Origin of the sequence: Streptomyces sp. NPDC088910, from assembly GCF_044749865.1 — a bacterium.
Taxonomy (GTDB): domain Bacteria; phylum Actinomycetota; class Actinomycetes; order Streptomycetales; family Streptomycetaceae; genus Actinacidiphila.
In genome coordinates, this window is the sequence record NZ_JBIVIV010000005.1 from 220,439 (window position 1) to 236,038 (window position 15,600).

The window sequence follows — 15,600 nt, forward strand, 5'->3', positions numbered from 1 at the left end:
GACGAGGCCGTCAAGGTGCCTCGAGCGATCAAACTGTCACTCCCCCGGCGGCCTCGTTTCGTGAATGAGACCGAACCTCGGGCGGGGATTGGTGCGGGTTCACCACACGGGGACCTTCGGCGCGGGAAGTCTTCTAGCTGTTGCGCCCTCGCGCGGCGACGGCCCAGGGGCGCAGGCCGCCTCCCTCGTCGATCCATAGCCGCTCGGCCAGGTTGACGGCCGCGCAGCAGTGGTTGGGCACCACCGCGACCTGGCTCCCCAGCGGGGGCAACGGGGCGCCGCCCATGTCCACGACGGCGTGGTGCTCGGAGACGAGAACGATCCGGGCGTCCGGGTGGTCGAGCAGACGTCCTCCTCCGGTGTTGAAGGCAGCCTTGTCGGCGGCGAGCACCTTGCTGCCGGAGTCCAGGACCGCACGGCCTCCGGCGTGGCTGACGACCGTCGCACGACAGGTCAGCGCGACGTCATCGGGATGCGTCGTCCCCAGCTCCCACTGCTGCGCGTCCCCGAAGACGTAGACCCCGGGGCGCACCTCGGTGACCGCCTCGGGCCGGGTGTCGGCCAGGCTCGGCGTCGATCCGCCGCTGACCACCGCGACCTCGATTCCGGCGTCCTCCACGGCCGCGCGCGCGACCGAGAGCGCTCGTGCCTCGTCTGCGGCGGCCGTCGCCCCGGCGTCCATGGCGTAGCTGTGTCCCGGAAACGTGAAGACTCCCGCGACCTTCGCACCCGAGAGCGCGGCGGCGGTCGCGACCAGGCCCGCGTCCGAGGGGCGGCAACCACTGCGGTGGTGACCGCAGTCCACTTCGATGACCACCTCCACGCCGAGGCGGCCGACCAGGTCACCCGCCCGGGCGGCGCCCTCGGCCGAGTCCACGCCGATCGCGATGCGGGCCCTGTCCGCCAGAGCGCCGAGCCGGCCGGCCGCCTGGCCGTCGATGTGCAGGGGGTAGGCGATGAAGAAGTCGGTCACGCCGCTGTCCGCGAAGACTTCCGCCTCACCGATCGTCGCCACCGTCAATCCGACAGCGCCGGCCGCGATCTGGCGCCGGGCGATCCGGGGCGACTTGTGGGACTTGGCGTGCGGGCGGAGCGCGAGGTCGTTCGTCGCGGCCCACTGTGCGACTCGCCGGATGTTCCGGTCGAGCCGATCCAGGTCGACGTGCAGGTAGGGGGTGTTGGGCATGGCCGAATCCTCCTCGCCGCTCCGACGGCGTGATTGGTGAGTGGCTCCGAAGACAAGCGGCGCTCTTCGTACGGCCGGACAACGAATCCAGGGCAGCGGCCCGGCACACTGTCCGATATGACGACACCAAGGGTGGACCGACGGGAGTTCCAGCAGCGTCTGGACGATCTCGCGAATCGGTACGGCGTCCCGGGGGCGGCGGCCGGCGTGCTGGTCGACGGGAGGACCACGGTCGTCGCCACCGGGATCGCGAAGCTGGGTACGACCGTTCCGGTGACGACGGACTCGGTGTTCCTGCTCGCCTCCATCACCAAGGTGTGGACCGCGACGCTCGTCCTCCAGCTCGTGGACGAGGGGCTGGTCGACCTGTCCTCGCCGGTGAATCACTACCTGACGCCGCCGCTGCGGTTGGAGGACGAGGAGGTGGCGCGCACCGTCACCGTCGGACAACTGCTCACGCACTCCGGCGGGTTCTTCGGCGATGCCGCCGAGCCGGACGTCCGGAGCGACGACGCCGTCGAGAAGATCGTTGAGAGCTACAGCGGCCTGGCTCAGCTGCACCGGCCGGGAGCGGTGTTCTCCTACTCCAACTCCGGGTACAACGTGCTGGGCCGGCTCATCGAGTGCGTGACCGGATCGACCTGGGACGAGGCGTTGCGGACGCGCCTCATCGAACCGTTGGGGCTCGGCAGCACCTCGACGCTTCCCGAGGAGACCATGACGAGACCGCTCGTGGTCGGCCACGTACCGGCGGCGCCGGGGTCGTACGATCTCACGCCGGTCTCGACCTGGCTCGACCCACGGACGTCGGGGCCGTGCGGGGGGACGCTGGCGGCAACCCCGGCCGACCTCCTGGCGTTCGCCAGGCACCACCTCGAGGACGGTCTGGCGCCTTCGGGCGCGCGACTCATGAGTCCGCGGACCGCGCGGACCATGCGGGAGCCCCACATCGCGCAGCCGGATCCGAGCCGGGGTCCCGCGTGGGGCTGGGGATGGTCGATCGAGCGTCTCGAGCCGCGGATCGTCGGCCACATCGGGAGCACCTGCGGTCAGCAGTCCCGGCTGGTCCTGGCGCCCGACCACGGCGTCGCCGTCTGCGTCATGGCGAGCGGTGACATCCAGGGCATGGGTGACGAGCTGGTGTCCGAGCTGTTGCGGGAGCTGGTCGGCGTCGGCCTGCCGACCACGCCGGGCCCGGTCGACGCGGACATCGACGTCACGCCGTACGTCGGGCGGTTCCGGATGAGCGACGAGGCGACGATCGACGTACGGGCGGAGGCATCGGGTCTCATCGCGTCCTTCACGACGAGCGGCCGGTGGGCAGACTTCCACGGGGACTTCTCGACGCCGATGACCTACGCGGGCGGAACGACGTTCCTCATGTCGATGCCGCCCGTGACCGAGCCGGTGGCGGCCACCTTCCTCTGGGCGGACGGGCCCGGCGGACCCGCGACCCACCTCGCGTCGCAGATGCGGGTCGCTCCCCGGTCGGAAGCCTCTCCGCGGTGACCGCCCCGGTCGGAGTCCTCTGCGCCGTGACGGCCGGCGGTACGCGGGCCGCGCGGCGGCCGGGCGGTCCGGCGCGCCCCGGAGGTCGTCGTCCGTGTCATCCCACCCCGTCGCGGCGCGTACACCGCGCGCGTCCACCGCATGTCTGCGAGGCAATCCGATGACCGTGACCTCCTCTTCCGTGGCATCGGCGGCTCCCGCGGAGGAGGTGCTGCGAGAGATCGCCCGCAAGGTGCTCTGGATCGCCACGTCGATCGTCGACGCGGCGAACCGCGGCCGTCCCAACGCCAGTGGCGTCAAGGTCGGGGGCCATCAATCGTCCAGCGCCTCGATGGTCGACATCATGGTCTCGCTCTGGTTCGCCGAGCTGACCCGGAACGACCGGGTGTCGGTCAAGCCGCACGCGTCCCCCGTACTCCACGCGATCAATTACCTCATCGGCGACCTTGACGCCAAGTACCTCACGACACTTCGCTCCAAGGGCGGGTTGCAGTCCTACCCCAGTCGGCTCAAGGATCCCGACACCGTGGATTTCTCCACCGGCTCGGTCGGCATCGGGGCGACTGCCGCGCTCTGGGCGGCCATGTCCCACCGCTATCTGACCTCGCACTTCGACTCCACGCCCGAGGCGGGCCGCTTCATCAGCCTTCTCGGGGACGCCGAGCTCGACGAGGGCGCGGTCTGGGAGGCCGTCGCGGACCCCTCCACGGCGAAGATGGGCGAATTGCTGTGGGTCGTCGACCTGAACCGCCAGTCGCTCGACCGCATCGTGCCCGACGTCCAGATCCACCGCCTCATGGGCATGTTCGAGGCAGCCGGGTGGCAGGTGATCACGCTCAAGTGGGGGCGGAAGGTCAGCGCGCTCTTCGACCGTCCCGGAGGGGACGACCTGCGTACGCGGCTGGAGACGATGCCCAACGAGGAGTACCAGCGCCTCCTGCGTGTCGACGCCGAGCAGGTCGCCGACCGGATCGTCGGCGACGACGGGTCCGAAGCGCTGCGCGAGCTGCTGCGGTCGGTACCCTCCGACCATCTCGCGGTGGCCCTGCGGGACCTGGGCGGGCACGACATCGGCCTGTTGCTCGACACCTTCGCCCACGTGGATCCGGATCGGCCGACGGTCGTCTTCGCCTACACGGTGAAGGGGCGCGGCCTGCCTACGGAAGGGCATCCGAACAACCACTCTGCCTTGCTCACCGACGTCCAGATGGTGGCGCTCGCCGAGTCGGTCGGCGCGAACCCGGCCGACCCGTGGCGACGGTTCCAGGACGGGTCCTTCGCGGCGACGCTGTGCGCGGAGCGCGGGCACGCCCTGCGGCGGCGCGCCGCTGTCACGAATCCTCGGCCCGATGCCGTTCCCGCCGCCTTGTCCCGGAAGCACCGCGCTCCGATCTCGACCCAGGCGGCTCTGGGTCGTTTTCTCACCGATCTGACCCGCGAGGCACCGGAAGTGGCGCGCCGCGTGGTGACCTGTAGTCCGGACGTCGCGTCCTCGACCAACCTCGGCGGCTGGATCAACAAGACGGGGGTCTGGTCGGTCGCGGACCGACCGGACTGGTTCGCCGATGACCCCGAACGGGTTCTCAAATGGTCCGAGGGCGCCGGTGGTCAGCACATCGAGCTCGGTATCGCCGAGGTCAACCTGGTGAGCCTGCTCAGCGAGCTCGGTTCGACCTGGTCGCGGTGGGCCGAGCGGCTGGTCCCGATCGCCACCATCTACGACCCGTTCCTCTCACGAGCCCTGGAACCCTGGTCCTACGGCATCTACGCCGGTGGTCAGTCGATCATCGTCGGCACGCCGTCGGGCGTCACCCTCGCTCCCGAGGGAGGAGCGCACCAGTCGATCACGACTCCGTCGATCGGGTTGCAGCAGCCGGGCTGCGTCGCGTGGGAGCCGGCGTTCGCCCAGGACCTCGAGTGGTGCTTCCTGGACGCGATCGACCACGTGGGGGTCCCCGGCGGGACGTCGGCGTACTTCCGGCTCTCGACCCGCCCGGTGGACCAAGCGCTTGCCCGCTTGCCCGAGGACCCTCTCCTGCTGGAGCGCCGCCGACGCCATGCCGTTGCCGGCGGCTACCGCCTGACCGATCATCCCCTCGCCGACGAGCGGGTCACCCTGGTCGGGGTGGGAGCGATCATGCCTGAGGTCGTGGCGGCGGCCGATGCCCTGACCGGGCTCGGTGTGACCGCCGGAATCGTGTGCCTGACGAGCCCGGACCTCATCTTCCGGTCCGCGCAAGGCAAGGGGAGCGATATCGCCTCGGCTCTGTTTCCCTCGGAGAGCCCTGCCCCCGTGCTCACCGTCATGGACGGCCACCCCCACACGCTTGCCTTCCTGGCGGGGCTGCGCGGTGACCGGACCAAAAACCTCGGCGTCACCGAGTTCGGCCAGTCGTCCGCCCTCCAAGACGCCTACAGGATTCACGGGATCGACACAGCGACGATCGTCGATGTCGCGCTCAGCCTGACCGGCCGCTGAGCCGGGGACTCCTCTGGGCGGACGGCTGCCGGCGGGCCGTATTTCAGAAGGACTTGAGAAGTTGGCGTGGAAGGCTGCGATCTCCTTCCGAGCAGCGGCGGCCGGGTTGCCCGGTGGGCCCGCTGCGCACGTCCTCGTCCGTGGAGAAGCCCCCCATGAGTCTTACGCATATCAACGGCCTTCCGGCGCACGTCCTGTTCGTGCACTTCGTGGTGGTGCTGGTGCCGCTGACGGCCCTGGCCGCGGTGGTCTGCGCGGTCCAGCCCCGGTATGCCCGGCGCATGGGGCTGTCGCTTCCGCTGCTGGGGCTGGTGACCCTGGCGCTGGTGCCGGTCACGACGCATGCCGGGGAGTGGCTCAAGGCCCGTGTGGGCGACGATCCTCTGGTGCGTAAGCACGCGGAACTGGGCGACGGTCTACTGCCGTGGGCGATAGGGCTGTTCCTCGTGACGCTCGGGGTCTGGTGGCTGGGGCGCCGGACCGCACGGTCCGGGGAGCCGGCCGCCGAGAACGTTCCGTCCGCCGACGCGCGGCGGAGCCTGCCGACGGCTCTGCGCGCGACCGCCGCCGTACTGGCGGTGGTCGTGTCCGCCGGCGCGGTCGTCGACGTGTACCGCATCGGTGATTCCGGCGCGAAGGCGTCCTGGAACGACAACTACGACAAGCACCCGTCGGGACACAACGGCTGACGGGCCCTCCGCACCTCGGCGCCGAAGGACTCCGATCGGCTGATGTCCATCCCCCCAGGTCAAGGGGTCTGTCATGAAGCGCGTCATCTCCCTCGCCGTTGGCGTGGCCGCCGTTGCGGCCACCGCCTCCGGATGCGGCAGCTCCAGTTCCCCGACGTCCCTCACCCCCATTCCAGCGTCGGCGCCACCACCGCGAGCGCCAGTGCCTCCGCGTCGACCGGCGGCGCCGCCACGGTGAAGGCAGCGAACTCGCCGCTCGGTCAGATACGTGGTCAGCCCCAGCGGCAACGCGGTCAGCACCGCGGCCTCCACGTCGGCCTCACCGTCGACCGGCTCCGCCAGCGGCGGAGGCGGGTACTGAGGCGCGGTCCCGTCCATCACTCCGCTCACCGGCGCAGCAGGTCCGCGGCGGCGAGACTGAGTACGCCGTCGTGCCAGGCGAGGCCGCGCAGGTCGCGGACGACGACGGGGGCGTGGGTGGCCAGGGCGCGCCGCCCGACCCCGACGACGACCGCGCCTGCCGCGGCTCCGGCCGCCGCCCCCGCGGCGCTGTCCTCGAAGACGACCGTCCGGGCCGGGGCGAAGCCCAGCTTTCGGGCCGCGGCGCGGTAGCCGTCAGGGGCTGGTTTGCCGTGGCTGACATCGTCCGCGGTGATGAGCACGGGCGGAGTGGGCAGTCCCGCCGCCGCGAGGCGGGCCCGTGCCAGGAGGGTGACTCCGGAGGTGACCACCGCCCACCGCTCGCGCGGCAGGCTCGTGAGGAGGTCGAGGGCACCGGGGAGCGCTGTGGTGGTGCCTGCGGCCTCGACCTCCATACGGTCGATCGCGGCGAGTGCCGCCGGCCGTTCGTCCGGGTCGGTCACCAGGAGGGCGACGGTGTCGGCCGACCGGCGGCCGTGCACCATGGCGGTCACCTGTTCCGGCATCAGGCCGCGGTCACGGGCCCATTGGCTCCATGCCCGGTCGACGCCGTGATCGGAGTCGACCAGGACCCCGTCGTTGTCGAAGAGCAGGCCGTCGCAGGGGATGTCGAGCGCGGAGGCCGGGTGGGGCTGTGCGGTCATGGACGGTCCCTCAGGTCACGGGGCGGTTGCGGTAGCGGCCGACCAGTTCACGGGCGGCGGTCTGCATCCGGGCGGGCGGAAGTCCCTGGGCGATGAGGGTGAGGTCGTCGAGAACCATGTCGCCGATGGTCTCGAAGGCCGCCGGGATGCCGCCCGCACGGTGTGCGGACAGGACGAGACCGTCGAGGGAGCGGGCCGGGTCGTCGGGGGCGACCGGTTCGTCCGGCCAGACGTCGATGCCGGCCATGAGGCGCCCGCGCGCGACGTGGGAGAGGAGCGCCGGGTAGTCGACGACCGGGGCGCGGCTGACCAGGACGAGCCGGGCGCCGTCCGGGAGAAGGTGGAGCTCGCGCTCGCCGATGAGGTGGCGGCTTTCGTCGGTGACGGTGGCCAGCACGAACACGAAGCGGCTGCGGGACAAGGTCTCGTCCAACGAGGCGGGCAGTACACCGTGTTCGCGCAGGACGCCGGGCGGCAGCCAGGGATCGTACACACGGATGGTGGGCCGGAAGGGGGCGAGGAGGCGGTTGAGGCCGCGGCCGAGGTTGCCGAAACCGACCAGGCCCACGTCGGAGCCTTGCAGCAGTACGGCGTCGGCGTTGCCGTCGGAGACGTACCGCTCCCGTCCCGCGCGGAAGGCGCGGTCCTCCCGGCTGATGCCCCGGGCGAGGTCGAGCGCGAGGGCGAGCGCGTACTCGGCGACGGCCGGCGCGTAGGCGGGGCCGCAGCCCAGGACGTGGATGCCGCGCTCGAAGCAGGTCGCGTAGTCGACGTTGGGGAAGAAGTTGCCCTCGACATTGAGCAGAGCCCGCAACCTGCCCGCGCGGGAGAGCCGTTGGGCCGGAAGGTCGGGCTGTCCGACGATCGCGAAGGCGTCGGGCAGAACCTCCTCCAGCGCTTCCTCGGAGGGGTCCCTCTCCAGGTCCACCACGGTGAAGCGGTCGCGGAGCGACCCCAGGGCGGCGGGGGTGAAGATGCGGTCCGTGCGCTGCGGGGCGGGGCGCAGAACCACAACTGGCCTGGCGGGTGCGGGGGTTGGATCGGGGGCGGGCGTGCTCATAGGGCTCCTCGCGTACGTACGTCGGGACTTCGGACGACCAGGTCACGGCCCGCCGCCCTTGGCTTGGCGCCAGTGGCCAGGAGGCTGACCAGCGGCGGCGGCCTTGTGGGCACGGCCACACCCGCCAGCCTGCCATCGCGGACGTCATCATGCGTTCATGAGCGGGAGCGGGGGCGCCGGGCCGGGTCGTCGGCCGGTGTCAGGTCGCGCCGGGGCTCACTGGTGCAGGTGGCCGCCATGCTCCGCGCCGCCGGGGAAATGGTGCTCGGCGCCGACGGAGGGCCGAGGGTCGGGTCCGGTGGGTTCGAGGGTGGCGAACCAGGTGGCGAGCAGTTTCAGCGCGTCGTGGGCGGGGCTGCCGGGCTCGGCGCTGAGCGCGGTGAGGGTGAGGCCGGGGTCCGTGGGTACGGGCAGGGCCTCGAAGGCGAGGTCGAGGTCGCCGACGACGGGGTGGTGGAAGCGTTTGACGCCGGTGTGGTGCAGGCGGACGTTGTGCGCGGCCCACAGCGTACGGAATGCCTCGCTACGGGTGGACAACTCGCCGATCAGGTCGCTCAGTTCGCGGTTGTAGGGGTCCCTTCCCGCTTCGGTGCGGAGCAGGGCCGCGGCGGACGCGCGCTGCGTGTCGAGTTCGGTCATGTACTGGTCGGCGCCCGGATTGAGGAACTGGTAGCGGGCCATGTTGACCGGGCGGGCGGGGTCCTGGAAGAGGGGCCAGTACAGGGCTTTGCCGAGGCGGTTGGTGGCGAGCATGTCGAGGCGGCCGTTGCGGATGAACGCGGGTGCGTCGGTCATCGCGTCCAGCAGTTGCCGCAGACCGGGCCGGACGGGCTGTGCCGTCCGGCGGCGTGCGGGGCGCCGGGTGGAGCTGGCGGTACGGGCCAGGTCCATCAGGTGGGCACGCTCGGACTCGTCCAGTTGGAGGGCGCGGGCGAGGGCGTCCAGGACGGCTTCCGAGGTGCCGGAGAGGTTGCCGCGTTCCATGCGGGCGTAGTACTCGGCGCTGACCCCGGCGAGCAACGCGACCTCCTCGCGGCGCAGCCCGGTGACCCGGCGGTGGCCTGCGGCGGGCAGACCGGCCTGCTGGGGGGTGATCCTGGCGCGGCGGCTGGTGAGGAACTCGCGGACCTCGCTGCGGTTGTCCATGCCTTCGAGGCTACGACGATCCCGAGCGGTGAGGGGTGTACTGCCAGTACACGTATCAACGGGTCCTTCCGCACGCCTGCGACCTGCCGTTTCATCGTTGACAGGCCGGTTGACGGCCGTCCGCCGCTGCGCTGGCACCCCCGGTGAGGGCAGGGCGGAATGGAAGCGGACAGACGCCAGCGCCGTCGTTCGAGAAGGCACCCGCGCCGTCGCGTGAGAAGGCGCCGGGCCCCCGTGGAAGGAGACCGTGATGCCGGAGGACCAGCAGCCCGGAGGACCGCGTCAGCAGTTCGGGGACATCGCCCCGGCACTGGCCGGATACACCGAGGACGTGCTGTTCGGGCAGGTGTGGGAAGACCCGGACCTGTCCCCGCGCGACCGCAGCCTGGTGACCGTGGCCAGTCTGATCAGCAGCGGCAGCACCGAGCAGCTCGCGTTCCACCTCGGCAGGGCGAGGGAGAACGGGCTGAGCGACAAGGAGCTGATCGCGACGGTCACGCACCTGGCGTTCTACGCCGGATGGCCCAAGGCCATGTCCGCGCTCACGGTCGCCCGCCAGGTATTCGCCGACGGCACCTGACGCAGGGCCCGCCAGGCACACGCGACACCGCGTGACCCGCCGCCCGGCAGGCACTCGCCGACACCGCCTGACGCAGGGCCCGCCAGGCACTCGCCGACACCGCCCGGCCCGGCTTCGCTCCGCGCGCGGCCGTCACCCGCCGCGCGTGAGTCGGCCGCCGCTTCACGGACACAAGGAGAGACGACCATGGAGATCATCCAGCCTCCCGCGACGGCGAAGCTGCCGCCGGAGATGTTCACCGGAGACGCGTGGGCGGACGTGATCCACCGTGGCGAGGACCCGTCCCGCGTGCGGATGAACATGGTGCGCTTCGCGCCCGGCGCCCGTACCGCCTGGCACTCGCACGGCCTGGGCCAGACCCTCTGGATCGTGGAGGGCATCGCCCTGGTCCAGTCCCGCGGCGGCGACATCGTCGAGGCCCGCCCCGGGGACGTCATCGTCACCCCCGCCGGCGAGGTGCACTGGCACGGCGCCGCGCCGGACCGCTTCATGGCGCACATCGCGCTGTGGGAGGGCGACGACGTCGACTGGCTGGAGCACGTCGGCGACGCCGAGTACACCGGCCCCCGGCGCCCCGCCCGCACCTCCTGACCAACGGCCCGCACGGTCACCGCGTACGTCCGCGTGCCCCCCGCCGACGGCGCCCCCCGTACCCGGCGCGGTCGCCGAGGCGCGTCCACGGCCCGCCGCCCTGCCCCGGACCGCCCTGCCCCGGACCGCCCTGCTCCGCACACCGCCCTGCTCCCCCGCGCCATACGGGCCGCGAATGACACCGGCCCGGAGATTGGAAACCCTCCCGTGAACCCCCAGTACAGCTTCGAGGGGCAGGTCGCCCTGGTCACCGGCGCCGCCTCCGGCATGGGCCTGGCCACCGCCCGCGCCTTCGCCCGGTCGGGCGCCGCGGTCGTCCTGGCCGACGTCGACAAGGACGCCGTGGACAAGGCGGCCAAGGAACTCACCGACGACGGTCACCAAGCCCTCGGCGTGGTCTGCGACGTCACCGACGAGGCCCAGGCCGCCGCCGCTGTCGACCGCGCGGTGGACGCCTACGGCCGCCTGGACATGGCCTTCAACAACGCCGGTATCCAGGCCCCGCCCACGGACGCCGCCGACGAGAGCGCCGAGAACTTCGACCGCGTCAACGCCGTCAATCTGCGCGGCGTCTGGGCCGCCCAGAAGCACGAACTGCGCCACATGCGCACCCAGGGCTCCGGCGCGATCGTCAACTGCTCCTCGCTCGGCGGCCTGGTGGGCCTGCCCGAGCGCGCCGCGTACCACGCCTCCAAGCACGGCGTCATCGGCCTCACCAAGAGCGCCGCCGTCGAATACGCGCCCCGCGGCATCCGTATCAACGCCGTCTGCCCCGGCACCATCGATACCCCGATGGTCTCCGGCATGCTCGAAAGCCAGGCGGACGCCATGGCCGAGATCCTCAAGCAGCAGCCCATCGGACGGCTCGGCCGCGCCGAGGAGATCGCGCAAGCCGTTCTGTGGCTGTGCAGCCCCGGCGCCAGCTTCGTCATCGGTGCCGCTCTGCCCGTCGACGGCGGCTTCACCACCCACTGACAACCGCCGTCCGACGCGGCGGCGCCGCGCAGCCGCCCGCCTCCGCGCCACGTAAGGAGCCCACGTCATGGAGTACCGCCGTCTCGGCACCAGCGGAACGCTGGTGTCCAACCTGTCCCTCGGCACGATGAACTTCGGCACCCCGCAGACGCCGGAGGACGAGGCGTTCGCGCAGATGGACGCCTTCCTCGACGCCGGGGGCAATCTGCTCGACACCGCCGACGTCTACAACGGCGGAGTGGCCGAGGAGACCGTCGGCCGGTGGCTCGCCGCGCGCCCGGACGAGGTCACCGACCGCGTCGTCCTCGCCACCAAGGGCCGCACGCGCACCGGCGCCGATCCCAACGAGGCCGGAACCTCGCGCCGCCACCTGGACCGGGCGCTCACCACGTCCCTGCGCAGGCTGGGAGTCGACACCGTCGACCTCTACCAGCTCCACGCCTGGGACCCCCTGACACCGGTCGAGGAGACGCTGGCCTTCCTCGACTCCGCCGTCCGCGCGGGGAAGATCCGCTACGTCGGCCTGTCCAACTTCACCGGATGGCAGCTCCAGCTCGCGGTCTCCACCGCGCGGGCGCACGGCCTCCCGGTGCCGGTGACCCTCCAGGCCCAGTACAACCTCGCCACCCGCCAGACCGAGTGGGAGATGACCGCCGCCGCCCGGTACAACGGACTCGGCATCCTGGCCTGGTCCCCTCTCGCAAGCGGCTTCCTCACCGGAAAGTACGAGCGCGGCGCGCGGCGGGCCGCCGACACCAGGGCCGGTCAGGACCACGCCCTCTACCAGTACACCTCCTCCAACTACGAGCACTCCGACCGCACATGGGACGCCGTGGACGCGCTGCGCGAGGTCGCCCGGGACAACGGCGTCACGCCCGCCCAGGCCGCCCTGAGCTGGGTCGTCAACCGCCCCGGCGTCACCTCCGCCATCGTCGGCGCCCGCACCGTGCGGCAGCTCACCGGCAACCTCGCCGCCGCGGACCTGCGCCTGGACCCGGACTCCGTCACCGCGCTGGACACCGCGAGCGACCCGGACCCGGCCCCGTACCCCTACGGCCCTTTCGGCTCCGCCCAGCGCGACCGCACCGCCAACGGCCCCGAGGCCCTCGGCGCCCTCATCGACCAGCACGCCGAATCGGGCGGCGCCGGGCAGCACTGATCCGTCCACGGACGTCCAGCACACGAAAGGGAGTTCCACCATGGAGTACGTCCGCCTCGGCGCCACCGGCCTGAAGGTCAGCCGGCTCGCGCTGGGCTGCATGAGCTACGGCGACCCGGCCGTGCCCGGCGCCCACCCGTGGGCCCTGACCGAGGACAAGGCGGGACCGTTCTTCCGGCAGGCAGTCGACCTGGGCATCACCTTCTGGGACACCGCCAACGTCTACCAGGCGGGCACGTCCGAGGAGATCACCGGCCGCGCGATCCGCGAGTACGCGCGGCGCGAGGACATCGTGCTCGCCACCAAGGTCCGCGGCAGGATGCACGACGGTCCCGGCGGCGAGGGCCTGTCCCGCAAGGCCGTCCTCGAACAGGTCGACGCCTCCCTGACCCGGCTGGGCACCGACTACATCGACCTGTACCAGATCCACCGCTTCGACGACGACACCCCGGTCGAGGAGACGATGGAGGCGCTGCACGACCTCGTGAAGGCCGGGAAGGTCCGCTACCTCGGCGCGTCGTCGATGTACGCCTGGCAGTTCGCCAAGCTTCAGCACGCCGCCGACCTCGGCGGATGGACCCGTTTCGGGTCCATGCAGAACCAGTACAACCTGCTGCGGCGCCAGGACGAACCCGAACTCATGGCCATGTGCGGCGACATGGGCGTGGGGCTCGTTCCCTACTCCCCGAACGGCAAGGGCCGCCTCGCCCGCCCCGCCGGTGAACAGAGCGCCCGTTCCCGTACCGACCACGTGGTGCGGTCCTTCGACAGCCCCCACGACGGACCCGTCATCGACGCCGTCCAGCAGGTCGCCGCATCCCGCGGCGTGCCCATGGCCCACATCGCACTCGCCTGGGTCCTCCGCAACCCGCTCGTCTCCGCGCCCATCGTCGGCGCGACGCAACCCCACCACCTTCAACAGGCCGTGGACGCGCTCGACTTGAGCCTGTCGGACGAGGAAGCCGCCGCGCTAGAGGCCCCCTACGTCAACGCCGGACCTTCCTGGTTCTGATCACGGACCCGCGTGACGGGGCGTGCGGTTCCGCCGCGTCAGACCCTTCCGCGCCCGCGCGCACCGGACATGACGCTGCGTCAGCCGGCGGCGTAGGCGCAGCCGCCCGCGGTGATCGTGGTGCCGGACACCGCTGCCAGCGAGCAGGTCGCGACGACGTTGGAGGCGTTGAAGGGCACCCAGCGCCCGGAAATGAGCACCTCCTCCACGAATTTGGCCAGGTGGAAGACGTACGTGGGACCGGAGTCCGCCCACCCGGGGCAGGCTGTGGTCGTGGTCGTCAGCGGCGAGGTGATGTTGTTGGGGTTGCCCGCGGCCCTCACCGAACCGCCCGAACAGTTGACGGCGGTCGCGGCATCCGCCGACGGCACGGCGGCCAGGGCGAGGACGGCGGCGGATCCCACGGCCACCGCGAGGGCGGTGGCACGCTGCATGTGCTTCATGGCTTCCCCCTGCTGCGGCCGAACGCGCGTCGGCCGTCACCGACATTGTGGGAAGGCCCACCCGCCCGGTTCCAGACGCCCCCGATGGCAACTTCCTGCGCGCGTCGGCCGGAAGGCCGGACGGAAGGGGCCCCGCCGCCGGTGCCGCGCGGTTCATGGCGCGGCGGCGGGGGGCGGGTGGGGTGGCGCGGTCGGGGCTCGGCGGGTGGAGAAGGCCCCTGCGGCGGCGGCCAGGGTGACGGTGTGCGCGGCGCGTTCGGGGAGTCGGGGGTCCGGGTCGGCGCGCAGGAGTACCAGCTCGTGGTAGACGGGCGCCGTGGCGGCGATCAGCAGGCTCCGCGCGTCTGTCTGCGGGGTGGGGAGTTCGCCGCGCTCGACGGCGCGCTCGACGAGGATCTCGCACTGGGCGTACCGGTCGGCCCACAGTTGCCGCTGGGCCAGCGCGGCCTGTTCGGAGTGGAACGAGGCGGCCATCAGGGCGACGGCGAACGACGGCTGTACGACCAGGGACTCCTGGATCTCCTGGTTGAGGGCGGTCAGATCGCCGAGCAGCGAGCCGGTGTCCGGCGGTATCCAGTCGATCTCGCCGGCGGCGCCGATGACGTCGACGAGCAGGCCGCCCACATCGCGCCACCGCCGGTAGACCGTGGCGCGGTGTACTCCAGCCCGCGTCGCGACGCCCTCGATCGTGAGTCCTTCGTGGCCGCTCTCGGCCAGTTCGGCTCGCACCGCGTCGAGAACCTGGGCGCGGACGCGGGCGGTGCGACCGCCGGGACGGCGGTCCGATGTCGTGCTCAGCGGGTCTGTCATCGGCAGTCATTATCCGGTTGATCCAGGCGGCAGGGCCGTGCCAGCATCTTAACGCGACGCTTGTCGCTCTAACCGCCGGAGAGGAACCGCCTCCACGATGCCGCCCGTTCCCGCCGACCCCACCGTGCTCCACCCGATGCCCGAGCACCCCCGCGTGGTGCTGCTCAAGCCGTTGGTGAAGTCGCCGCTGATCGAGGTCGGCGACTTCTCCTACTACGACGATCCGGACGACCCGACCGCGTTCGAGACGCGCAACGTTCTCTACCACTACGGTCCCGAGCGGCTCGTCATCGGCAAGTACTGCGCGCTGGGGGCGGGCACCCGGTTCATCATGAACGGCGCCAACCACCGTATGGACGGCCCTTCCACCTTCCCGTTCCCCACCATGGGGGGCTCCTGGGCGGAGCACTTCGACCTGATCACCGACCTGCCCGGCCGGGGCGACACGGTCGTCGGCAACGACGTGTGGTTCGGGCACGGCGCCACGGTGATGCCCGGCGTACGCATCGGTCACGGCGCGATCGTCGCCGCGGGCTCCGTGGTCACCCGCGACGTCCCCGACTACGGCATCGTCGGCGGCAACCCGGCCCGGCTCATCCGCACCCGCTACGACGCCGCCGACATCGCCCGGCTCCTCGCCGTGGCGTGGTGGGACTGGCCGGTGCGGCACATCACCGGGCAGGTACGGACGATCATGTCGGGGACCATCGCCGACCTGGAGGCCGCCGCGTCGACCCACCAGCCCTGACACCGCACACAGGTCGCCTACGACGACGATCCGGCCGACCGCCCAGCAGCCGCAGGCCGATCCGGTCGGTGGGGGCATGCGAGGACGTGCGAGGACGCCATCAGGTACTCCCCGTGCTCGTCGAGGTCATCGATCTGGTAGATCACCGG

15 protein-coding genes are annotated in these 15,600 nt (G+C 71.7%); 9 read left to right on the plus strand and 6 right to left on the minus strand.

The genetic code is table 11. The features are described 5' to 3' along the window. Positions 1-133: 133 nt before the first annotated feature. Entirely contained in the window at positions 134-1,186 is a 1,053-nt protein-coding gene (locus ACIP4Z_RS14225; RefSeq protein ID WP_391048029.1) for an alanine racemase, read from the minus strand. 117 nt (positions 1,187-1,303) lie between these two features. On the opposite strand from ACIP4Z_RS14225, the gene ACIP4Z_RS14230 reads away from it, so the two are divergent. The 3 genes from ACIP4Z_RS14230 to ACIP4Z_RS14240 all read left to right on the plus strand — a co-directional run bounded on the left by ACIP4Z_RS14230 (position 1,304) and on the right by ACIP4Z_RS14240 (position 5,863). Next, positions 1,304-2,695, plus strand: coding sequence for a serine hydrolase domain-containing protein (locus ACIP4Z_RS14230; RefSeq protein WP_401307688.1), 1,392 nt, complete (start codon positions 1,304-1,306; stop codon positions 2,693-2,695). Positions 2,696-2,855: 160 nt separating this feature from the next. Next, positions 2,856-5,174 carry a transketolase-like TK C-terminal-containing protein gene (locus ACIP4Z_RS14235; RefSeq protein ID WP_401307691.1) on the plus strand — a complete coding sequence of 773 codons (2,319 nt, stop codon included), beginning with the start codon at positions 2,856-2,858 and terminating at the stop codon, positions 5,172-5,174. 155 nt (positions 5,175-5,329) lie between these two features. Next, positions 5,330-5,863, plus strand: coding sequence for a DUF2231 domain-containing protein (locus ACIP4Z_RS14240; RefSeq protein WP_401307694.1), 534 nt, complete (start codon positions 5,330-5,332; stop codon positions 5,861-5,863). A gap of 386 nt (positions 5,864-6,249) precedes the next feature. Here the strand turns inward: ACIP4Z_RS14240 and ACIP4Z_RS14245 are convergent, their stop codons facing one another. From ACIP4Z_RS14245 to ACIP4Z_RS14255, 3 genes are all read right to left on the minus strand, one after another. After that, positions 6,250-6,927 carry an HAD-IA family hydrolase gene (locus tag ACIP4Z_RS14245; RefSeq protein ID WP_401307697.1) on the minus strand — a complete coding sequence of 226 codons (678 nt, stop codon included), beginning with the start codon at positions 6,925-6,927 and terminating at the stop codon, positions 6,250-6,252. A 10-nt stretch (positions 6,928-6,937) separates the two neighbouring features. Then, the gene (locus ACIP4Z_RS14250) at positions 6,938-7,987 is read right to left on the minus strand and encodes an NAD(P)-dependent oxidoreductase (protein WP_401307700.1); all 1,050 of its coding nucleotides are present in this window, start codon (positions 7,985-7,987) and stop codon (positions 6,938-6,940) included. Positions 7,988-8,203: 216 nt separating this feature from the next. Continuing rightward, the gene (locus ACIP4Z_RS14255; protein WP_401307703.1) at positions 8,204-9,133 is read right to left on the minus strand and encodes a helix-turn-helix transcriptional regulator; all 930 of its coding nucleotides are present in this window, start codon (positions 9,131-9,133) and stop codon (positions 8,204-8,206) included. Between the two features lie 250 nt (positions 9,134-9,383). Here ACIP4Z_RS14255 and ACIP4Z_RS14260 point away from each other — a divergent pair, with 250 nt between their 5' ends. The 5 genes from ACIP4Z_RS14260 (at position 9,384) to ACIP4Z_RS14280 (ending at position 13,450) form a co-directional block, all read left to right on the plus strand. After that, positions 9,384-9,713 (plus strand): carboxymuconolactone decarboxylase family protein, encoded by a 330-nt coding sequence (locus ACIP4Z_RS14260; protein WP_401307706.1) that lies wholly within the window; start codon positions 9,384-9,386, stop codon positions 9,711-9,713. 186 nt (positions 9,714-9,899) lie between these two features. Further along, the gene (locus tag ACIP4Z_RS14265) at positions 9,900-10,304 is read left to right on the plus strand and encodes a cupin domain-containing protein (protein ID WP_401307708.1); all 405 of its coding nucleotides are present in this window, start codon (positions 9,900-9,902) and stop codon (positions 10,302-10,304) included. 207 nt (positions 10,305-10,511) lie between these two features. Further along, entirely contained in the window at positions 10,512-11,279 is a 768-nt protein-coding gene (locus tag ACIP4Z_RS14270; protein ID WP_401307711.1) for a glucose 1-dehydrogenase, read from the plus strand. Between the two features lie 67 nt (positions 11,280-11,346). Beyond that, positions 11,347-12,438 (plus strand): aldo/keto reductase, encoded by a 1,092-nt coding sequence (locus ACIP4Z_RS14275; RefSeq protein ID WP_401307714.1) that lies wholly within the window; start codon positions 11,347-11,349, stop codon positions 12,436-12,438. 40 nt (positions 12,439-12,478) lie between these two features. Further along, on the plus strand, positions 12,479-13,450 hold the full coding sequence (locus ACIP4Z_RS14280; RefSeq protein ID WP_401307717.1) for an aldo/keto reductase: 972 nt from the start codon (positions 12,479-12,481) through the stop codon (positions 13,448-13,450). 80 nt (positions 13,451-13,530) lie between these two features. Here ACIP4Z_RS14280 and ACIP4Z_RS14285 read toward each other — a convergent pair whose 3' ends face one another. Together ACIP4Z_RS14285 and ACIP4Z_RS14290 are read right to left on the minus strand one after the other, a co-directional pair. Beyond that, positions 13,531-13,893 carry a hypothetical protein gene (locus tag ACIP4Z_RS14285; RefSeq protein WP_401307720.1) on the minus strand — a complete coding sequence of 121 codons (363 nt, stop codon included), beginning with the start codon at positions 13,891-13,893 and terminating at the stop codon, positions 13,531-13,533. Positions 13,894-14,046: 153 nt separating this feature from the next. Then, complete coding sequence (locus ACIP4Z_RS14290; RefSeq protein WP_401307723.1) at positions 14,047-14,703, minus strand: TetR/AcrR family transcriptional regulator; 657 nt, start codon at positions 14,701-14,703, stop codon at positions 14,047-14,049. Between the two features lie 97 nt (positions 14,704-14,800). Here ACIP4Z_RS14290 and ACIP4Z_RS14295 point away from each other — a divergent pair, with 97 nt between their 5' ends. Next, a complete protein-coding gene (locus tag ACIP4Z_RS14295) occupies positions 14,801-15,451 on the plus strand; it encodes a CatB-related O-acetyltransferase (RefSeq protein ID WP_401307726.1) in 651 nt (216 codons plus the stop codon). The last annotated feature ends 149 nt before the right edge of the window (positions 15,452-15,600 follow it).

What these genes read in the sequence shown, in the direction of transcription:
- ACIP4Z_RS14275 (WP_401307714.1), top strand. Translation starts at nt 11,347, where the DNA reads ATGGAGTACCGCCGTCTCGGCACCAGCGGAACGCTGGTGTCCAACCTG.
- ACIP4Z_RS14260 (WP_401307706.1), top strand. Translation starts at nt 9,384, where the DNA reads ATGCCGGAGGACCAGCAGCCCGGAGGACCGCGTCAGCAGTTCGGGGAC.
- ACIP4Z_RS14245 (WP_401307697.1), bottom strand. Translation starts at nt 6,927, where the DNA reads ATGACCGCACAGCCCCACCCGGCCTCCGCGCTCGACATCCCCTGCGAC.
- ACIP4Z_RS14235 (WP_401307691.1), top strand. Translation starts at nt 2,856, where the DNA reads ATGACCGTGACCTCCTCTTCCGTGGCATCGGCGGCTCCCGCGGAGGAG.
- ACIP4Z_RS14225 (WP_391048029.1), bottom strand. Translation starts at nt 1,186, where the DNA reads ATGCCCAACACCCCCTACCTGCACGTCGACCTGGATCGGCTCGACCGG.
- ACIP4Z_RS14250 (WP_401307700.1), bottom strand. Translation starts at nt 7,987, where the DNA reads ATGAGCACGCCCGCCCCCGATCCAACCCCCGCACCCGCCAGGCCAGTT.
- ACIP4Z_RS14290 (WP_401307723.1), bottom strand. Translation starts at nt 14,703, where the DNA reads ATGACAGACCCGCTGAGCACGACATCGGACCGCCGTCCCGGCGGTCGC.
- ACIP4Z_RS14265 (WP_401307708.1), top strand. Translation starts at nt 9,900, where the DNA reads ATGGAGATCATCCAGCCTCCCGCGACGGCGAAGCTGCCGCCGGAGATG.
- ACIP4Z_RS14280 (WP_401307717.1), top strand. Translation starts at nt 12,479, where the DNA reads ATGGAGTACGTCCGCCTCGGCGCCACCGGCCTGAAGGTCAGCCGGCTC.
- ACIP4Z_RS14285 (WP_401307720.1), bottom strand. Translation starts at nt 13,893, where the DNA reads ATGAAGCACATGCAGCGTGCCACCGCCCTCGCGGTGGCCGTGGGATCC.
- ACIP4Z_RS14230 (WP_401307688.1), top strand. Translation starts at nt 1,304, where the DNA reads ATGACGACACCAAGGGTGGACCGACGGGAGTTCCAGCAGCGTCTGGAC.
- ACIP4Z_RS14240 (WP_401307694.1), top strand. Translation starts at nt 5,330, where the DNA reads ATGAGTCTTACGCATATCAACGGCCTTCCGGCGCACGTCCTGTTCGTG.
- ACIP4Z_RS14255 (WP_401307703.1), bottom strand. Translation starts at nt 9,133, where the DNA reads ATGGACAACCGCAGCGAGGTCCGCGAGTTCCTCACCAGCCGCCGCGCC.
- ACIP4Z_RS14295 (WP_401307726.1), top strand. Translation starts at nt 14,801, where the DNA reads ATGCCGCCCGTTCCCGCCGACCCCACCGTGCTCCACCCGATGCCCGAG.